The 17,751-nt window shown below is 67.6% G+C and carries 16 protein-coding genes; 9 read left to right on the forward strand and 7 right to left on the reverse strand.

Annotation, left to right across the window (positions count from 1 at the left end; all coding sequences use genetic code 11):
- Positions 1 to 139: 139 nt before the first annotated feature.
- Together BRAS3809_RS18845 and BRAS3809_RS18850 are read left to right on the forward strand one after the other, a co-directional pair.
- The gene (locus BRAS3809_RS18845; protein ID WP_008963659.1) at positions 140 to 1,759 is read left to right on the forward strand and encodes a peptide chain release factor 3; all 1,620 of its coding nucleotides are present in this window, start codon (positions 140 to 142) and stop codon (positions 1,757 to 1,759) included.
- Between the two features lie 198 nt (positions 1,760 to 1,957).
- Positions 1,958 to 2,479 (forward strand): GDSL-type esterase/lipase family protein, encoded by a 522-nt coding sequence (locus tag BRAS3809_RS18850; protein WP_008963660.1) that lies wholly within the window; start codon positions 1,958 to 1,960, stop codon positions 2,477 to 2,479.
- A gap of 18 nt (positions 2,480 to 2,497) precedes the next feature.
- On the opposite strand, the gene BRAS3809_RS18855 is transcribed toward BRAS3809_RS18850, so the two are convergent.
- The 3 genes from BRAS3809_RS18855 to BRAS3809_RS18865 form a co-directional block, all read right to left on the reverse strand.
- Complete coding sequence (locus tag BRAS3809_RS18855; protein WP_008963661.1) at positions 2,498 to 2,896, reverse strand: response regulator transcription factor; 399 nt, start codon at positions 2,894 to 2,896, stop codon at positions 2,498 to 2,500.
- Positions 2,893 to 3,759 carry a S1C family serine protease gene (locus tag BRAS3809_RS18860; RefSeq protein WP_008963662.1) on the reverse strand — a complete coding sequence of 289 codons (867 nt, stop codon included), beginning with the start codon at positions 3,757 to 3,759 and terminating at the stop codon, positions 2,893 to 2,895. The genes BRAS3809_RS18855 and BRAS3809_RS18860 overlap by 4 nt, the downstream gene beginning before the upstream one ends.
- A gap of 168 nt (positions 3,760 to 3,927) precedes the next feature.
- Positions 3,928 to 4,659 carry an aspartate/glutamate racemase family protein gene (locus tag BRAS3809_RS18865; RefSeq protein WP_008963663.1) on the reverse strand — a complete coding sequence of 244 codons (732 nt, stop codon included), beginning with the start codon at positions 4,657 to 4,659 and terminating at the stop codon, positions 3,928 to 3,930.
- 158 nt (positions 4,660 to 4,817) lie between these two features.
- Here BRAS3809_RS18865 and BRAS3809_RS18870 point away from each other — a divergent pair, with 158 nt between their 5' ends.
- The 6 genes from BRAS3809_RS18870 (at position 4,818) to der (ending at position 10,887) form a co-directional block, all read left to right on the forward strand.
- Positions 4,818 to 5,414, forward strand: coding sequence for a UCP034077 family protein (locus BRAS3809_RS18870; RefSeq protein WP_008963664.1), 597 nt, complete (start codon positions 4,818 to 4,820; stop codon positions 5,412 to 5,414).
- Between the two features lie 255 nt (positions 5,415 to 5,669).
- Positions 5,670 to 6,257 carry an NnrU family protein gene (locus tag BRAS3809_RS18875; RefSeq protein WP_035656873.1) on the forward strand — a complete coding sequence of 196 codons (588 nt, stop codon included), beginning with the start codon at positions 5,670 to 5,672 and terminating at the stop codon, positions 6,255 to 6,257.
- A gap of 108 nt (positions 6,258 to 6,365) precedes the next feature.
- The gene (locus BRAS3809_RS18880) at positions 6,366 to 7,961 is read left to right on the forward strand and encodes a class I adenylate-forming enzyme family protein (protein WP_008963666.1); all 1,596 of its coding nucleotides are present in this window, start codon (positions 6,366 to 6,368) and stop codon (positions 7,959 to 7,961) included.
- Between the two features lie 180 nt (positions 7,962 to 8,141).
- Positions 8,142 to 8,795, forward strand: a complete 654-nt coding sequence (locus BRAS3809_RS18885) for a tetratricopeptide repeat protein (protein ID WP_008963667.1) — start codon at positions 8,142 to 8,144, stop codon at positions 8,793 to 8,795.
- Between the two features lie 96 nt (positions 8,796 to 8,891).
- Positions 8,892 to 9,437, forward strand: a complete 546-nt coding sequence (locus tag BRAS3809_RS18890; RefSeq protein ID WP_008963668.1) for a hypothetical protein — start codon at positions 8,892 to 8,894, stop codon at positions 9,435 to 9,437.
- A gap of 82 nt (positions 9,438 to 9,519) precedes the next feature.
- Entirely contained in the window at positions 9,520 to 10,887 is a 1,368-nt protein-coding gene (gene der, locus BRAS3809_RS18895; protein WP_008963669.1) for a ribosome biogenesis GTPase Der, read from the forward strand.
- Here the strand turns inward: der and BRAS3809_RS34975 are convergent.
- Together BRAS3809_RS34975 and BRAS3809_RS18900 are read right to left on the reverse strand one after the other, a co-directional pair.
- Positions 10,776 to 11,900 carry an acyltransferase family protein gene (locus BRAS3809_RS34975; protein ID WP_240535708.1) on the reverse strand — a complete coding sequence of 375 codons (1,125 nt, stop codon included), beginning with the start codon at positions 11,898 to 11,900 and terminating at the stop codon, positions 10,776 to 10,778. The genes der and BRAS3809_RS34975 overlap by 112 nt on opposite strands.
- A gap of 179 nt (positions 11,901 to 12,079) precedes the next feature.
- Positions 12,080 to 13,546: a helix-turn-helix domain-containing protein gene (locus BRAS3809_RS18900; RefSeq protein WP_008963671.1), complete on the reverse strand. Its 1,467-nt coding sequence runs from the start codon at positions 13,544 to 13,546 to the stop codon at positions 12,080 to 12,082.
- 144 nt (positions 13,547 to 13,690) lie between these two features.
- Between BRAS3809_RS18900 and BRAS3809_RS18905 the strand changes: the two genes are divergently transcribed.
- Positions 13,691 to 15,328 carry an isocitrate lyase gene (locus BRAS3809_RS18905; protein WP_008963672.1) on the forward strand — a complete coding sequence of 546 codons (1,638 nt, stop codon included), beginning with the start codon at positions 13,691 to 13,693 and terminating at the stop codon, positions 15,326 to 15,328.
- 325 nt (positions 15,329 to 15,653) lie between these two features.
- On the opposite strand, the gene BRAS3809_RS18910 is transcribed toward BRAS3809_RS18905, so the two are convergent.
- Positions 15,654 to 16,292 carry a LysE family translocator gene (locus BRAS3809_RS18910; protein ID WP_008963673.1) on the reverse strand — a complete coding sequence of 213 codons (639 nt, stop codon included), beginning with the start codon at positions 16,290 to 16,292 and terminating at the stop codon, positions 15,654 to 15,656.
- Between the two features lie 35 nt (positions 16,293 to 16,327).
- Positions 16,328 to 17,464: an amidohydrolase family protein gene (locus BRAS3809_RS18915; protein WP_008963674.1), complete on the reverse strand. Its 1,137-nt coding sequence runs from the start codon at positions 17,462 to 17,464 to the stop codon at positions 16,328 to 16,330.
- Positions 17,465 to 17,751: the final 287 nt, after the last annotated feature.

Consider the following 17,751-nt stretch of genomic DNA (forward strand, 5'->3'; position numbering starts at 1 on the left):
CGCCATCGCCCCGCCCGGTGAACTCCCCGGTTGGAGTTGCGGTGCAAAACGCCTATATGGAGGGCGCGCGGCGGCCGTGAGCCCGCGCTCTTCCCAAGACATCGCCGCTCTCCGGCCCTGAAACGACGTCCGCCGCCCCATGTCCGATATCGCCGTCACCACCGACCAGCCGTCCCGTTCGCCGCTCTCCGACGAGGTCGCGCGCCGGCGCACCTTCGCCATCATCTCGCATCCGGACGCCGGCAAAACCACCCTGACCGAGAAGCTGCTGCTGTTCGGCGGCGCCATCAACCTCGCGGGCCAGGTCAAGGCCAAGGGCGAGCGCCGCAACACCCGTTCGGACTGGATGAAGATCGAGCGCGAGCGCGGCATCTCGGTCGTGACCTCGGTGATGACCTTCGAGTTCGAGGGCCTCGTCTTCAATCTGCTGGACACGCCGGGCCACGAGGACTTCAGCGAGGACACGTACCGCACGCTGACTGCCGTCGATTCCGCCGTCATGGTGATCGACGCCGCCAAGGGCATCGAGGCGCGGACGCGAAAGCTGTTCGAGGTGTGCCGTCTGCGCGACATCCCGATCATCACCTTCATCAACAAGATGGACCGCGAGAGCCGCGATACCTTCGATCTCCTCGACGAGATCGAGAAGACGCTGGCGCTCGACACCACGCCGATGACCTGGCCGGTCGGCCGCGGCCGCGACTTCATCGGCACCTATGACGTCAGGGACGGCGGCGTGCGCCTGCTCGAAGGCGGCGGCGCCAAGACCGGCGCGGCGCAGCAGATCGCGATCTCCGAGCTGGGCAAGCTCAACGCCAATCTCGACATGGGCCAGATCACCGATGAGCTCGAGCTGGTCAAGGAAGCCTGCAAGCCGTTCGAGCTGGACGCCTTCCGCGAGGGCCATCTGACGCCGGTCTATTTCGGCAGCGCGCTGCGCAATTTCGGCGTCGGCGACCTGCTGGAAGGCCTCGGCCGCTACGCGCCGTCGCCGCGCGCGCAGGAGTCCAACCTGCGCAAGGTCGACGCGGCCGAGCCGCGCATGAGCGCCTTCGTGTTCAAGATCCAGGCGAACATGGATCCGAACCACCGCGACCGCATCGCCTTCGCGCGGCTGTGCTCGGGCAAGCTGAACCGCGGCATGAAGGCCAAGCTGGTGCGCACCGGCAAGACCATGCCGCTGTCGAGCCCGCAATTCTTCTTCGCCCAGGACCGCTCGGTCGCGGACGAAGCCTTTGCCGGCGATGTCGTCGGCATTCCCAACCACGGCTCATTGCGCATCGGCGACACGCTGACCGAGGGCGAGGACCTGACCTTCGTCGGCGTGCCGAGCTTCGCGCCGGAAATCGTCCGCCGGGTTCGCCTCACCGACGCGATGAAGGCGAAGAAGCTGAAGGAGGCCCTGCAGCAGATGTCGGAGGAGGGCGTCGTGCAGGTGTTCCGGCCGCGCGACGGCGCGCCCGCGCTGGTCGGCGTGGTCGGCCCGCTGCAGCTCGACGTGCTCAAGGCCCGGCTCGACGCGGAGTACTCGCTGCCGGTCGAGTTCGAGATCTCCGAGTTCTCGCTGGCGCGCTGGATCTCCTGCGACGACAAGAAGAAGCTGGAGGCGTTCATCGCATCCAACAATTCGGGCGTCGCCGACGACGTCGACGGCGATCCGGTGTTCCTGGCCAAGAACGAGTTCTATCTCGGTTACACCAAGGAGCGCGCCGAGGGCATCGTGTTCTCCAACGTCAAGGACGTGAAGAAGAAGGCGTAAGCCTCGCTGTATCTTGTCATTCCGGGGCATCGCGCAGCGATGAACCCGGTATCCACCTTTCCTCTCGTTGTGCCGCCCGATGGAGTCTCCTCGCGGGCCCCCGCGTGGAGGCCGAGGAACGCGATGTAAAAGGCACCGCTTTTCGGCCGCCAACTGGTGCGCTACGTTCCCCCACATCAATCCGGGGGGAAGCGAAGCATGTCAGCCAGGTCCGTGAGCCGACGCGTCCAGCGCCACACCATCACTTTGGTCGCCGTCTGCGGCCTTGCATTCTCCGCGAGCGCCGCCGAGGTGGTCGCGCTCGGCGCCAGCAACACCTACGGCAAGGGCGTCAATCGCGGCGAGGATTTCCCGGCGCAGCTCGAGATGATGCTTCGCGGCAAGGGCGTTCAGGTGAGCGTTGCCAACGCCGGAATCAACGGCGACACGACGGCCGGCATGCTGTCGCGCTTCGACAGCGCGGTCGACGGGTCCACCCGTGTCCTGGTGCTGCAGCCCGGCGGCAACGATGCCCGCAAAGGCGTCGGCGACCAGCGCGCCGGCAACATCAGCGCGATCATGGCCAAGGCCGCGCAGCGCCGCATCAAGGTCGTGATGGTCGAGAACGGCATGCTTCGCGGCCTGCCGCACCAGGTCGACGGCCAGCACCTGACGCCGGACGGCTACCGCATGCTGGCGGCGTCGCTGCTGCCGCGCGTGATCGGCGGCCTGCGCAAATAGGGCTCGCGCCGAAGCCCATCACAGCTCGATGACACCCCGCCGCGCCGCATGCGCGACCGCATCGGTCCGGCCGGTGGCGTCGAGCTTGTCGAGCAGCGAGCCGACATGGAATTTCGCGGTGTGCACGGAGATGCCGAGGCTGCGCGCGATCTCCTTGTTGGAGCAGCCTTCGGCCATCAGCGCCAGCACGTCGCGCTCGCGCGCGGTGAGCTGGAAGGCGTCGTTCGAACGATGTCTGGCATCGTCACGGTTGCTCGCCGCGCCGCCGGGCTTCACGATCGCAACGTCGGCGCGCTCGCCGGGCGGGACGAGCCGCAGGCCGGCGACGCCGCCGAGCAGCGCCGCCAGCCGGTCCGCCAGTTCGGCATCCTCGACCGCCATCGCGATCGTGATCGGAGCAGCCTCGTCCGTGCTCACGCCGGCCGCTCGCCGATCGTGAGCGCCAGGTGCAGCGGCTCGCCGGCACGCAACGCCGCCACATCGACCACGGCGCCGACACTGTCCGGGCCGAGTTCGCGCATCAGCGCCCGCATACCCCGGAACGGCTCATTGTTGAGCGCGGTGATGACGTCACCCTGGCGCAAGCCGGCCGCCGCGGCGGGACCCGCCTTGTCGATGCTCATCACCATCGCGCCGATCCCGTCGTCGAGCCGGACCGGCTGCAACCCGGCGCCGAGATAGCCGCGCGCGATGCGGCCATGGCTCTCGAGCTTGCCGGCAACGCGGATGATGGTTGCGGCAGGGATCACGAGCGTGCGGCGCGGGCCGCGCACGGCCATGCCGAGCGCGCGTCCCTGCGCGTCGAGCACGAGGCCGCCTTCGGAGCTGTGGCGCAGCCTCGTGTCGAGCTCGATGCGGGCGTCGATCTCGCCGCCGCGCAGGCTGCGCCAGGGGCCGGCGGATCTTGACACCATGGCGAGCGCCGCGACTGGCGCGCCGTGATCGGCGGCGACGACGACGGCCAGTGCGCCAAGCGGCGGCGCCGCGGTGCCGAGCGCCGCAGGCTGAGCATCTTTCCCGTCCAGGCGGAGCAGCGCGATATCGGTGGTGTGATCGCGTCCCGCGATTGTCGCAGCGCGCGTGGTGCCGTCGGCGAACTGGATCGCCACGTCGCCTTCGTCGGCCAGCGCTTCGTCGGCGGTCACGACCAGCCCTGGCTTCCAGATGAAGCCGGAGGCGCGCGAGCGGTGCGAGTGGACGGAGACGAGCGACGGCGCGGCAGCGGCGACCGTCGCGGACAGCGCTGACGACAGCGCGGAAAAGGCAGAGAGATCGGACATCGACAGCTCCATGGGTTGATCCCAATGTGGAGCGTCGATGATCGTTTCGGAACTCCCCGGGTGGGCAGGCTCCATCTCTGTAGCCCGGACGAGCGCAGCGACATCCGGGTTCATATCTGCAGTTCGTGAGACCCCGGATATCGCTGCGCTCATCCGGGCTACGGCAGCTCAAATCGTCGTGCGCGCCTTCGGCAGCGGGAAGGCGAGATCGCCGTGCTTCGAGGTCTTGAGCCCGAGCCCGACCAGCGCCTCGGCGAAGCGGACCGCGGCGGCCACGCCGTCGATCACGGGAATGCCGAGCTCGGTGGACAGGTCGTGCGCGAGGTCGGCCATGCCGGCGCAGCCGAGCACGATCGCGCCGATGCCGTCCTCGCGCAGCGCCGCGCGGCATTCGCCGAGCAGGGTGCCGCGCACATTGGCCTCGGGCTTGTCGAGATCGAGCACGGCGACGTCGACGGCGCGCACCTTCCTGCAGTGGTGCTCCATGCCGTAGTTGCGCACGAGGTGCTCGGCGATCACCTTGGTGCGCGACAGCGTGGTGACGACGCTGAAGCGGGTGGCAACGAAGCTGGCCGCGTGCATCGCTGCCTCGGCGATGCCGAGCACCGGCGCGGCCGACAGCTCGCGCGCCGCCAGCAGGCCGGGATCGCCGAAGCAGGCGATCACATGGGCGTGGCAGCCTTCGGCATCGCCGGCCTCGATCTCCTTGAGCATCCCCACCGCGGCGATCGCCTCGTCATAATGGCCCTCGATCGAGGCGGCGCCGAAGCGGGCCGTGCGGCCGACGATGCGGGTCGCGGGACCTGCGCTGGCCTGGGCGGCCTTCGCGATCAGATCGGTCATCGAGTCCGTCATGTTCGGGTTGATGACGTTGATCACGGTCTCGGCGTGGCGGTTCATGGTGGCGTCCGTCGCTTGGCTGTCCTGCCGTGTTCTAGCCGAGTTCCGCCGGCACGGTCGAGGGTGTCGGCTGCGCGGGAACGCGCACACGTGAACGGGATTGACCTTGCAATTCCGCAACGAGACCTCAGCTCTGAACCACCCGATCCCGGTCTGCCATGCTGCGTGCCCTCCTGCTTCTCGTGCTGATCCTGGCCGTGCCGGCCAGCGCCGATGCGCGCCGGCGCCAGATCAACCCGGTGCCGTTCGCGCACACGCCGTGCAGCGTGCTCGACGAGCAGCCGTGCACGCCGTCGTTCTGCAGCGTCTATGGTCCCTGGCCTTGCATCCCCGAGATGAACTATCCCTATGGCCAGAACCTGCAGCTGACCATCGAGAGCCGGCCGGCCAAGGATCAGCAGGGCAGGTATCAAAAGCCCGACCACGATCTCGACACGATCGGCGATCTGTTCGCCGCGCTGCGATCGTGCTGGACACCGCCGCCGGAGGACGATGCCCGCGCCGGCATGCAGATGACCGTGCGCTTCAGCTTCAAGCGGACCGGCGAGATGGTGGCGCCGCCGCGTCTGACATTTGCGACCTCCGGCGCTTCGGCCGACACCCGCGCGACCTATCTGAAGGCGATCAATGCCTCGCTCGAGGCCTGCCTGCCGCTGAAGTTCACCGCGGGACTCGGCGGCGCGCTGGCCGGACGTCCGATCGCGATCCGCTACGTCGACAACCGCGATTTGGGCAAGACGTCGCAGCAGCAATAGCCCTTGGCCGCGCGAGACCGATCCATTCTCTCGCCAGATGGGCCCGCCGTCATTCCGGGACGACGCGCCAGCGTCGAACCTGGAATCCCGAGCTTGTGTTCGACGACTGCAAATCCATCTCGAGAGTCCGGGTTCGGCTCTGCGAGCCGCCCCGGAATGACGATCGGCCGCGCCGAAGCGCGGGTCACGTTGCGAGGCGGCCCCCGGAAATGATACCCAGGTGTCCTGATATTGCGTGCACAAGAGGGGGACGCCGTGGGACTTCTGGTGATGGTGGTGGGGCTCGTGCTGTTTCTCGGCGCGCATGTGTTCACGACGCGGCGCGAGGCGCGGGCGCAGCTCATCGCGCGTCTGGGCGAGGGCAGCTATAAGCTCGCTTATACGGTCGTGGCGCTCGCCGGCCTGGCGCTGATCGTCTGGGGCTTTTCCGAGTACCGCCACGGCGGCGGCTGGATCCAGGTCTGGACACCGCCGAAGGCCTTCAAGCACATCAACCTCGCCTTGATGCTGCCAGCCGTCATCATGATCGTCGCCGCCTACATCCGCGGCCGCATCTACACGACGCTGAAGCATCCGATGCTCGCCGGCGTGAAGCTGTGGGCGTTCGGGCATCTGCTGGCGAATGGCGATCTCGGCGGCATCATCCTGTTCGGCTCGATCCTGGCCTGGGCGGTGTTCGACCGCATCTCGCTGAAGCGCCGCGCCGACGCCGGCGGGCCGCCGATTCCGGTTGGCGGCGTCGGCAACGACGTCATCGCCGTCGTGGTCGGCATCATCGTCTATCTCGCGCTGGCCTTCGCGTTCCATCCCGTCGTGCTCGGCATTCCCGTCATCGGCAATTAGCACTGGTCGTAAGGCCGATTCTGCCACACATTTTCGGCGCCGCTCGTTGGAGCGGTGCCGGCCGTACGGTTCGGCAACCAACAAGAACACGTCAGGGGAGGCGATCCGATGGAGTGGTCGCAACATGCCGCCATCATGGCGATGCGCCGCGAGCAGCGTTTCGGCGACCGTGTGGTGCCGTTGTTCGCCGAGCGGCCGGCCAGCATCTGGGCGATGGTCGAGGAGGCGGTCGCACGGAACGGTGGCGGCGAGGCACTGATCTGCGGTGCGCAACGGCTCTCCTGGCGCGAGGTCGCGGAGCAGGCGGCGCGCATCGCCGGCGGGTTGCAGGCGCGGGGCTTGCGCAAGGGCGACCGCCTGGCCCTGCTGCTCGGCAACCGCATCGAGTTCGTGCTGACGCTGTTTGCCGCTGCCAAGCTCGGACTGATCACGGTGCTGCTGTCGACGCGGCAGCAGACGCCTGAAATTGCCTATGTGCTGAATGATTGCGGCGCGCGGCTGCTGTTGCATGAGGCTGGGTTGCGAGATCGACTGCCGGCCGCCGCCGAGACGCCCGAGCTGGCCGGCCGCGTCGCGGTCGACAATGATCCCGCGCGCTCGGACTTCGCGGCGTTGACCGGTCACGCACCTCATGCCGACGAGGTCGCGGTGGCCGAAGAGGACATCGCGATGATCCTCTACACCTCCGGCACCACCGGTCGCCCCAAAGGCGCGATGCTCGCCCATTGCAACATCGTCCACTCCTCGATGATCTACGAGGCCTGCCTCGGCCTCACGCCGTCCGACCGTTCGATCGCGGCGGTGCCGCTCGGCCACGTCACCGGCGTGGTGGCCAACGTCACCAGCATGGCGCGCTGCGCGGGCACCCTGATCGTGATGCCGGAGTTCAAGGCCGGCGAGTATCTCATGCTCGCGGCGCGCGAGCGCGTGACCTACACGGTCATGGTGCCGGCGATGTACAATCTTTGCCTGCTGCAGAGCGACTTCGACAGCCACGATCTGTCCTCCTGGCGCATCGGCGGCTTTGGTGGCGCGCCGATGCCGGTGGCCACGATCGAGAAGCTGGCGGCGAAGATCCCCGGCCTGCGGCTGGTCAACGCCTACGGCTCCACCGAGACCACCTCGCCTTCGACCCTGATGCCGCCCTCGCTGACGGCGCGCCACATCGACAGCGTCGGCTTGCCATGCCCCGGCGCCAGCATCCTGGTGATGGACGCGCAGGGCAGAGAACTGCCACGCGGCGAGATCGGCGAGATCTGGATCGGCGGCGGCCAGGTCATCAAGGGCTATTGGAATCGGCCCGAGGCCACGGCCGAGAGCTTCACGGCCGGCTACTGGCACTCGGGCGATCTCGGCTCGATCGATGCCGACGGTTTCGTCCGGGTGTTCGACCGCCAGAAGGACATGATCAATCGTGGCGGGCTGAAGATCTATTCGGCCGAGGTCGAATCGGTGCTGGCCGGCCACCCTGCTGTGGTCGAGAGCGCGATCGTCGCCCGCCCGTGTCCGGTGCTGGGCGAACGGGTCCATGCCATCGTGGTCACGCGCGCGCCGGCCGAGGCGGAGGATCTGCGCCGCTGGTGCGCCGAGCGGCTGTCCGACTACAAGGTGCCGGAAACCCTGACGGTGACGCCGGACCCGCTGCCGCGCAATGCCAACGGCAAGGTGATGAAACGGCAGTTGCGCGAGGCCTTGACGGCGTGATAGCCGCCTTCCACCGCTCGAGCCGCCGGAGACGCGAGTAACGCCTTGATTCGGCTGCACTCGCCTTGCCACCGCCATACCAATGCGGTATCCGCGCCGGCGTGCGGGCGATGGGCGGCTCGCGCGGCACTTCAGGTCCACTCGCGTGCGATCGCCGCGAACCCCATGGGATATGATTAAGTGTCTGAATTTATTGACGAAGTAGACGAGGAGTTCCGCCGGGAACAGCTCAAGAAGCTGTGGGACCGCTACTCGCTCTTCATCATTGCCGTCGCGGTTCTCATCATCGCGGGGGTCGGCGGCTGGCGCGGCTACCAGTATCTGGAGGGCCAGAAGGCGGCCGAGGCCGGCAGCGCGTTCAACAATGCCCTCGAGCTCTCCGAGCAGAACAAGCATGCCGAGGCCGAGAAGGCCTTCGCCGAGGTCGCGGCGACCGCCCCCTCCGGATACCGCATGCTGGCGCGTTTCCATCAGGCGGCCGAGGCCGCGGTGCGCGACCGAGCGGCCGCGGTGAAGCTCTACGACGACATCGCGGCCGACCGGAGCATCGGCGCCGAACAGCAATCCATGGCCCGTCTGCGGGCCGCCGGCCTGCTGGTCGATTCCGCGCCTTACACTGATCTCAAGTCGCGACTCGAAAGCGAGACGGTGGCCGGAGCACCGTTCCGTCACGCCGCCCGCGAGCTGCTGGCGCTGTCGGCGTGGAAAGCCAACGACGCGGCCGCGGCCCGCCAATGGCTCGACATGATCGCGTTGGATGGTGAAACGCCGCCAGGCCTGCGCTCGCGCGCCGAGGCGCTGCAGGCGCTGCTGCCTGCGGTCGCCAAGAGCTGAGCCAGGAACTGAGCCAGGAACTGAGCCAAGAGCTGATGGTGCGCCGATCGCGGCTTTCGCGACGGCGAAACTGAGTTTGATCGGAAGATGACCACCATGCGCCGCCCCCAACGCCTCATCGCCCTGTTCGTCCTCGTCGCGCTCGCGGGCGTCCTCGGCGGCTGCGCCAGCGGTGGCAGCTTCGACCCGTCCGACCTGCTCGATTTCCTCGATACCAAGAAGAAGCTGCCGGGCGACCGTAAGCCGGTGTTCCCGGAGGGCGTGCCGGGCCTGGAGCAGGGCGTTCCCAAGGAGCTCTACAAGGGCGCCCAGCAGCAGCCGATGGAGGATCCGGCGGCCCAGGCCGCGGCGCCGACACCGCCGGCGGAGCAGCCCAAGGGCAAGAAGGGCGCCAAGGGCCGCCAGCAGGCGGCCGTGAGCAATCCGGCGCCGGCCGCCGCCGACCCGCAGGCGCAGGACGGCGAGGCGGCTGCGGTCGAGGAGGGCGCTTCGGCGGTGCCGCCAGCCCCGAAACCGAAGAAGATCGTTCGCCGCCGTACCACCGCCCCGCCGGCCGATGACACGGCCCCGGCGGATCAGCCGGCCCGGCAATCCAGCGGCCAGTTCCCGGCGCCGGTTCCGAGCGGTTCGTTCAGCCGTTAATCTCACTGGCGAATCGGCCGATCGCCCGTTCGGTTTTGCCGCCGGATGCGCTAAAGCTGCGCGCTCACGCGCACGGATCATCATGCCCTTCACCATCGCCATCATCGGCCGGCCCAATGTCGGCAAATCGACGCTGTTCAACCGTCTGGTCGGACAGAAGCTGGCGCTCGTCGACGACATGCCTGGCGTGACCCGCGACCGCCGCGAGGGCGAGGCCAAGCTCCACGATCTCCACTTCACGATCATCGACACCGCCGGCCTCGACGAGGGTCCGAAGGGCTCGCTGACGGCGCGGATGCAGGAGCAGACCGAGACCGCGATCGCGCTCGCCGACGCGCTGTTCTTCGTCATCGACGCCCGCATCGGCCTGACGCCGGCGGACCGCGCCTTCGCCGATTTCGCCCGCCGCGCCGACAAGCCGGTGCTGCTGCTCGCCAACAAGAGCGAGGGCAAGCATGGCGAACTCGGCGCGATGGAATCCTATGCGCTCGGGCTCGGCGATCCGATTCCGATCTCGGCCGAGCATGGCGAGGGCATGGGCGAGCTCTACGACGCCGTCAGCAAGCTCGTTCCGCCCGCGGATGACGAGGAGGAGCGCGAGGAGACCGACGAGGAGCGTGCCGCAAGGCCGATCCGCGTCGCCATCGTCGGTCGTCCCAATGCCGGCAAGTCCACCTTGATCAACCATCTGCTCGGTGAGGAGCGGCTGCTGACCAGCCCCGAGGCCGGCACCACGCGCGATTCGATCGCCGTCGAGATCGAGCACAAGGGCCGCGGCTTCCGCATCTACGATACCGCGGGGTTGCGGCGGCGGTCGCGGATCGAGGAGAAGCTGGAAAAGCTCTCGGTCGCGGATGCGTTGCGCGCGGTGCGGTTCGCCGAGGTGGTGGTGCTGATGATGGACGCGCAGAACCGCTTCGAGGAGCAGGACCTGCGCATCGCCGACCTGATCGAGCGCGAGGGGCGGGCGCTGGTTCTCGCGGTCAACAAATGGGACCTGATGGACGGCAAGCCCGGCCAGATCTCCACGCTGCGCCGTGACGCCGACCATTGGCTGCCGCAGGTCTCGGGCGTGCCGATCGTCGCCGTCTCCGGCCTGATGGGCGAGGGCATCGACCGGCTGATGCAGGCGATCGTCGAGGCCTACGGCATCTGGAATCGCCGTGTGCCGACGGCGGCGCTGAACCGCTGGTTCGAGGGCGCCATCGCCGACAATCCGCCGCCGGCGGTGTCGGGCCGCCGCCTCAAGCTCAACTACATCACCCAGACCAAGGCGCGGCCGCCGAGCTTCGTTCTGTTCTGCTCGCGCGCCGACGCGATCCCGCAATCCTACCTGCGCTACCTCGTCAACTCGATGCGCGAGACCTTCGAATTGCCGGGCACGCCGGTGCGCATCACCCTGCGTGAGAAGGCGAACCCGTTCGCCCACAAGCGCAAGCGGCCGAACTGATCGGCGAGCGGTGTCCCGGGCGACAACCGCAGCGGCTTGTCGACGAAATGATAGGCGAGCATCGCCGTGCCCAACGCGATTGCGACCTGGGTGATGCCCCAGTTCAGGTTCGGATAGATCCTGAACAGCGAGCCGGTCGCCGCGAACAGCACCGGATAGTGCAGGATGTAGAGCGGGAAGCTGATCTCGCCGAGATAGTCGCACACCGCCGCCGTCCGGCCGCCGAGATCGCCGATGCGATAGAACACCACGATCAGCGTGCCGATCCAGGCGATGCAGTTCACCGCCGCGGAGCCGAAATGGTGAACGTCGAAGAACTTCGCCTGGGTGGCGACCGAGGCCAGCCCGGCGATCCCAAGCCCCACGACATAGCGGATATCGCGCGGCTGTCGGTACGCGACCCAGCCGGCGAGCCACGCCCACAACATCACGATTCCCGTCAGCCAGTACGAGTTGCGGCCAGCGACATATTCGTTGCGGAACAGCGGCCAGGCGACGAAGCATAGCGCCGAGACGATCATCAGCGCCGGAATGTGCGGCCGGCCCTCGAGCTTCCTGAAGACGGGCGCGAGCAGATAGTAGACCGCCTCGATGGACAGTGACCAAGCAGGATAGAGGAACGAGATCATGATCGGCAGGACCGCCTCGAGCAGCAGCATGCAGCCGATGAACTGCCAGGCGGTCGGTGCCTTGGCCGGAACGAGGTAGCCGCCGGCGGCCCCGAACACCGACCAGGCGAGCCAGCCGATCGCCACCGCCAGCGCATTGAGAGGCAGGATCCGCAGCACGCGGCGGCGGAGATAGCCCTCGGGCCGTGACGCGATCGAGTGATGGATGCTGAAGCCGGAGATGACGAAGAAGCACATCACCGCCATCAGGCCGCTCTTGGTCAGAACGGGGATCGCCCGCTCGGCCGGCCCGACATTGTAGGTGTGGTCGAACAGCACCCACATCGCCAGCAGAAACCTGAGGCCGCCGAGCACCGGCCAAAATCCACGCTGCGGCTCGTTCATGACGCTGCACATACTGACGTCCGGACGCACCGTGCGCCGGTTAAAGACCATCAGTCCCAGCAATGAACAGTAATGATCTGACACAGATCGGAGCGGTACAATGATCCTCATCGACAGCTGATCGTGCCCGGTGTGCTCCTTTCGAACCCCATTGTGCCATCCCGGTCACAGAACCTCCCTCAATCCGCCGAGAAGCCGAACGGCACCGACGACGTCCTGAAATCGTCGGGGAGGATTTCGCGGCCGATCGGCGGCGCCGAGCGGGCGGCGCATTTCGGCCGGTGGCAGACGCGGCAGGCGGTGCCGATCGGGGTTGGCATGTTCGCGTCTGGCCCGTGGCCGTCGCGGGTGTAGATCAGCTGCCCCGCATGCTCGGCGGCGCAGCCGACCGCGATGGCGCGCTCGACGCGCACCGCGCCGTAGGAGCCGCCGCCGGCGGTGACGGTGCGCGCGATCGAGAAGAAGCGGCGGCCGTCCGGCAGCTCCAGCCATTGCGTGACGATCTGGCGCGGCGTCTTGAAGATGCCGTGCACCGACCATAATGGGCAGGCGCCGCCGTGCCGCGCGAACGGAAAGCCGGCGCCGTCGAGCAGTTTTGACACGTTGCCGGCGGGGTCGACGCGGATCAGGAAGAACGGAATCTTCTCGGCGCCCGGCTTCTGCAAGGTCGTGACGCGATGCGCCGTCTGCTCGAAGCTGGTGCCGAACTGCCGCGCCAGCGCTTCGAGATCATAGGCCCTGGCATCGACGGCTTTGGCGAAGATCGAGTAGGGCATGATGATCGCCGCCGCCGCATAGGCCGCGAGCGCGCGGCGCGCCAGCAGCTCGGCGGTCTTGCTGGCGAACTTGCCATCCTCCAGCGCCGCGCCGATCTCGGTGTCCAGCTCGAGATAAGCGAGCTGCCGCGCCAGCTCGAATTTCAGGCTCGCGCTGTCGAGCGAGTCCTCGATCAGCAATTGCCGGCGGTGCAGGTCGAGGCGCCTGAGCGAGCCGAGCATCACGTTCGGCGGCATGTAGCGGACCTGGAGCTTGTGCTTCTCGCGAAAGCGTTCAATGAAGCCGGAGGGGCTCGCCGTGACCTGCGGCGACCCGGTCGCCGAGCCCTGGAAGACCGCCTGAGCCAGCCGCTCGGCGGCATCGTCGAGACCGGCAAAATTGTTGCGGCGGGCGGCGAGGAAGCGGCGGACGTCGGCGACGGGATCGTTGGCGTCGAAGCCCTCGGGCAGCGGCGCGCCGCCGGAGATCGAAGGCGCCCGTTCGGCCAGCGCCAGCTGTTCCTCGCGATAGGCGGTGTAGAGCCGCAGGAAGGCCTCGGCCATGCCGGGATAGCTGACGGCGAGGTCGGATATCTCCAGGGCGGGGATGTCGATGTCCGAGAACATCGGGTCCTTCAGCACCGACTGCATCCGCGCGGTATGATCGGCACCGCCGTCGCCGGCGAGGTCGGCGAGGTCGATCTTGTAGGTCCGCGCCAGCCGCAGCAGCATGTCGGCGGTGACCGGCCTCTGGTTCCGCTCCAAAAGAGCCACGTAAGGCGCTGATATCTCGAGGTCCGCGGCCATGTCGGCCTGGGTGAGGCCGAGCTCGCGGCGCAGCCGGCGCAGGCGCGGGCCCATGAAGATCGAGCGTGCCGTGGCGGTTGTCATGGCCAGAACTCCCGTCTGTAATCTCCTTACAGCTATACACGAGAGATTTGTAAAGTGTGACAAGTTTTCCGCGCAATGTCTGGTCCATCAGCTGCGCGTGCTTACAACAGGTCCCAGGTTGTCCTTAACCAAGGGATCACGGACATGAACTTCCAACCGCGTGGACTGAACGACCAGGCTCTCCAGGGACCCTCGTCCTACCAGGCCGAGGTCGAGGCGGCGCGTGCGCTGCTCGAGACCAATCCGACCTGGAACGGCGTCACCGCCGAGGCCGTGGCGCGCATGCGCCTGCAGAACCGCTTCAAGACCGGTCTCGACGTCGCCCGCTACACCGCCGCCGTGATGCGCGCCGACATGGCCGCCTATGATGAAGACGCCACCAAGTACACGCAGTCGCTGGGCTGCTGGCACGGCTTCATCGCGCAGCAGAAGCTGATCTCGATCAAGAAGCATTTCGGCCGCACCGACCGCCGCTACCTCTATCTCTCCGGCTGGATGATCGCGGCGCTGCGCTCCGAGTTCGGCCCGCTGCCGGACCAGTCGATGCACGAGAAGACCTCGGTGCCCGCGCTGATCGAGGAGCTCTACACCTTCCTGCGCCAGGCCGACTCGCGCGAGCTCAACGATCTCTTCCGCACGCTGGACGCGGCCCGCAAGGCCGGCGACAAGGCGAAGGAGACCGAGATCATCGCCAAGATCGACGGCTTCCAGACCCACGTCGTTCCGGTCATCGCCGACATCGATGCCGGCTTCGGCAATGCCGAGGCGACCTATCTGCTCGCCAAGAAGATGATCGAGGCGGGCGCCTGCGCGCTGCAGATCGAGAACCAGGTCTCGGACGAGAAGCAGTGCGGTCACCAGGACGGCAAGGTCACCGTGCCGCATGACGTCTTCCTGGCCAAGATCCGCGCCTGCCGCCACGCCTTCCTGGAGCTCGGCGTCGAGGACGGCATCATCGTCACCCGCACCGACTCGCTCGGTGCCGGTCTGACGCAGCAGATCGCGTTCTCCAGCCAGCCGGGCGATCTCGGCGACCAGTACAACAGCTTCCTCGATTGCGAAGAAGTGACGCCCGCGACCGCGCGCAGCGGCGACGTGATCATCAATCGCGACGGCAAGATGATGCGGCCGAAGCGGCTGCCCTCGAACCTCTACCAGTTCCGTCCCGGCACCGGCGAGGACCGCTGCGTGCTCGACTGCATCACCTCGCTGCAGAACGGCGCCGACCTGCTGTGGATCGAGACCGAGAAGCCGCATATCGAGCAGATCGCCAAGATGGTCGACCGCATCCGCAAGGTGATCCCGAACGCCAAGCTCGCCTACAACAACTCGCCGTCGTTCAACTGGACCCTCAACTTCCGTTGGCAGGTCTATGACGCGATGAAGGAGGCGGGCCAGGACGTCAGCCGCTACAACCGCGCCGAGCTGATGAAGGCGGAGTACGACGACACCCCGCTGGCGAAGGAAGCCGACGAGCGCATCCGCACCTTCCAGGCGGACTCGGCCAAGCGCGCAGGCATCTTCCACCACCTCATCACTCTGCCGACCTACCACACCGCCGCGCTGTCGACGGACAATTTGGCGAAGGAGTACTTCGGCGAGCAGGGCATGCTGGGCTACGTCAAGAACGTCCAGCGCGCCGAGATCCGCCAGGGCATCGCCTGCGTCAAGCACCAGAACATGGCCGGCTCCGACATCGGCGACGACCACAAGGAATACTTCGCCGGCGAGAAGGCCCTGAAGGCCGGCGGCGCGCACAACACGATGAACCAGTTCAGCTGAAACAGTCCTGCTGAATTGTTGCACTAACAGGACCCGTCTGGAGCGGCACCGCTCCAGGCGGGTTTTGCTTTTGCGCGGGTGATCCACGACGCAACTCGAAACTTCCATCATCGGCCCGCTACAAATCGTCGAAGTGTACCGACGGCCTCGCATCTCAACCCTCATGGTGAGGAGCGCCGCCCTTGCGGCGCGTCTCGAACCATGAGGCCACAGCGGGGGCCTCGCCCTTCGAGACGCCCGCCTGCGGCGGGCTCCTCAGGGTGAGGGTTGAGGGCGGGGGAGTGGATGCTGCAGGCGTCGCCATGGGTCACTCCACTCGCTGCACTCACCGCTCACTCAGCGCCAGCCGCGCGCCGAGCAGCGCGAAGCCGCCGGCAAACGCCCGGCGCAGCCACATCATGACTCGCGGCCGGCTGACGACCCGATCGCGCACGGCTGATGCGAACAGCCCGTAGACCACGAACACCGCGAATGTCATCGCCATGAACGTGGCTGACAGCTCCAGCATGGCGGCGAGCGGATGCGCCGCGTCGGAGGCGATGAACTGCGGCAGGAAGGCGAGGAAGAAGATCGACAGTTTTGGATTGAGGATGTTGATCAGGAAACCGGTCAGCACCACGCGTCCCGCCGACCGCGCCTGCTGATCTTGCCTGGCATCCTCCCTGGCATCGTCCTTCTCCACCGACAGCGCGCCGCGCTCACCGATCGTCTGCCAGGCCATGTAGAGCAGATAGGCCACGCCGCAATATTTCAGCGCGGCGAACGCCAGCGCGCTGGTGTGCAGCACCGCGGCGAGGCCGACGATGGCGGCTGACATCGCCGGGATGATGCCGAGCGTGCAGCCGAACGCGGCGGCGATGCTCATCCGCGATCCCCTCGTCAGCGCCACGGCGAGCGTGTAGAGCACGCCGGTGCCCGGCGAGGCCACCACGATCAGCGAGGTCAGCAGGAAGGCGGTGGACATCGGGTCATCTCCTTGAGGGGAAGGGGCGAGGGGCATCAGCTGGCGAGGCGCGGCAGCAGCCGCAGCGCGTTGCCGCGCTCGATCGCGGCGAGCTCGCGGTCGCTGAACACGCCGGCCTCGGAGAGGCCGCGGACGTGATCGAGGCTGGTGCGATAGGGATAGTCGGTGCCGAACAGGATCTGCGAGGCCGGGATGATCGCCGCCAGCGCCGACATCGCGCCCTTGTTCGCGGTCTGCGCGGTGTCGTAGTAGAACCGCCGGAGCTCGGCGAGTGTCCCCTCCGGCACGGTCGGCTTGGCCTTGGGATCGAGCAGCGGGTTGCGCACGAAGCGCTCGATCAGGAACGGCATGGTGCCGCCGGCATGTGAGAAGATCCAGCTGATGTCGCGGAATTTCAGCGCATTCCCCGAGAACACGATGTCGGCGATGGTGCGCGTGGTGTCGGTGCCGAACTCGATCATGACAGGCTGCTGCGTCTTCACCAGGTCGACACAGCAATTGGCCGCGGTCGGATGGGTGTAGACCACGGCCTTGCGCCGGTTGAGCTCCTCCATGACCGGCAGGAAGGCGGGATCGCCGAGCCATTTGTCGCCATAGCTGGTCATCAGCGCGATGCCGTCGGCCTTGAGCACGTCGAGCGCATGCGCGATCTCCCGCAGGCTGCCCTCGGTGTCGGCGAGGGGGATCGTGGCGAAGCTGCCGAACCGGCCGGGATGATCGGCGACGAGCTTCGCGGCATACTCGTTGCACTCCCGCGCCAGCGTGCGCGCCGGCTCGCCCGCGGTGAAGTTCAGCGCCGGCGTCGTCACTGACAGGATGGCGACCGCGACGCCGGCTTTGTCCATGTCCTCGAGCGACTTCTCCGGCGTCCAGTTCTTCATCAGCGGATCGCCGAAATTGGCGGCGTTGGAAGCCGCGATATAGGCCGGCGGCGACAGGTGATGATGCACGTCGATGCGGAACGGCTCGTCGTTGCGGGAGGGCGTCGCGGCGGCTGCCGCCTGCGCCACCGCACTGTCCGGCCCGCCCGGCCCGAGCGCGGCGATGGCCGCAGCGCCGGCGATGAAGCGGCGCCGGTCGAGCCGCGCGCGCAGGCCCGGCCTCGCGAGCGACGCCGTGAGCGGCGCGCAACAGGCGCAGCCGCGACGGGACCAGGGATGATGCTCCGTCATGGTCGTCCTCCCTTCGGCCCTCTCCGGGACCTCCGTCGTTCGTTCGGCGGCCCGGCCGAGGGGCGCTGGTGTCGATGGGTACCACGTCGCCGAAGCGGGCCCCAATCACTTCGCTGCTCGCGATCCCCGGCCACGAGCGCCCGTCATGCGCTGATCGGGCAGTGCCGGCTCACGGCGCGAACGGAGAGCGCCAGGCGCGGCAGAGGGGGCAGGGAGACGCGAGGACGCATCGTCGCGGCGCGGTGTCGCGCCCGAGCTTTGCCGGTTGTCTCGCCCTCCATCACACA

The sequence above is a fragment of the Bradyrhizobium sp. STM 3809 genome, assembly GCF_000239795.1.
Taxonomy (GTDB): domain Bacteria; phylum Pseudomonadota; class Alphaproteobacteria; order Rhizobiales; family Xanthobacteraceae; genus Bradyrhizobium.

Coding starts and splice junctions, on each gene's coding strand:
- BRAS3809_RS18890 (WP_008963668.1), top strand. CDS start 8,892: ATGCGCCGCCCCCAACGCCTCATCGCCCTGTTCGTCCTCGTCGCGCTC.
- BRAS3809_RS18905 (WP_008963672.1), top strand. CDS start 13,691: ATGAACTTCCAACCGCGTGGACTGAACGACCAGGCTCTCCAGGGACCC.
- BRAS3809_RS18850 (WP_008963660.1), top strand. CDS start 1,958: ATGTCAGCCAGGTCCGTGAGCCGACGCGTCCAGCGCCACACCATCACT.
- BRAS3809_RS18860 (WP_008963662.1), bottom strand. CDS start 3,759: ATGTCCGATCTCTCTGCCTTTTCCGCGCTGTCGTCAGCGCTGTCCGCG.
- BRAS3809_RS18915 (WP_008963674.1), bottom strand. CDS start 17,464: ATGACGGAGCATCATCCCTGGTCCCGTCGCGGCTGCGCCTGTTGCGCG.
- BRAS3809_RS18880 (WP_008963666.1), top strand. CDS start 6,366: ATGGAGTGGTCGCAACATGCCGCCATCATGGCGATGCGCCGCGAGCAG.
- der (WP_008963669.1), top strand. CDS start 9,520: ATGCCCTTCACCATCGCCATCATCGGCCGGCCCAATGTCGGCAAATCG.
- BRAS3809_RS18865 (WP_008963663.1), bottom strand. CDS start 4,659: ATGAACCGCCACGCCGAGACCGTGATCAACGTCATCAACCCGAACATG.
- BRAS3809_RS18910 (WP_008963673.1), bottom strand. CDS start 16,292: ATGTCCACCGCCTTCCTGCTGACCTCGCTGATCGTGGTGGCCTCGCCG.
- BRAS3809_RS18845 (WP_008963659.1), top strand. CDS start 140: ATGTCCGATATCGCCGTCACCACCGACCAGCCGTCCCGTTCGCCGCTC.
- BRAS3809_RS18900 (WP_008963671.1), bottom strand. CDS start 13,546: ATGACAACCGCCACGGCACGCTCGATCTTCATGGGCCCGCGCCTGCGC.
- BRAS3809_RS34975 (WP_240535708.1), bottom strand. CDS start 11,900: ATGAACGAGCCGCAGCGTGGATTTTGGCCGGTGCTCGGCGGCCTCAGG.
- BRAS3809_RS18870 (WP_008963664.1), top strand. CDS start 4,818: ATGCTGCGTGCCCTCCTGCTTCTCGTGCTGATCCTGGCCGTGCCGGCC.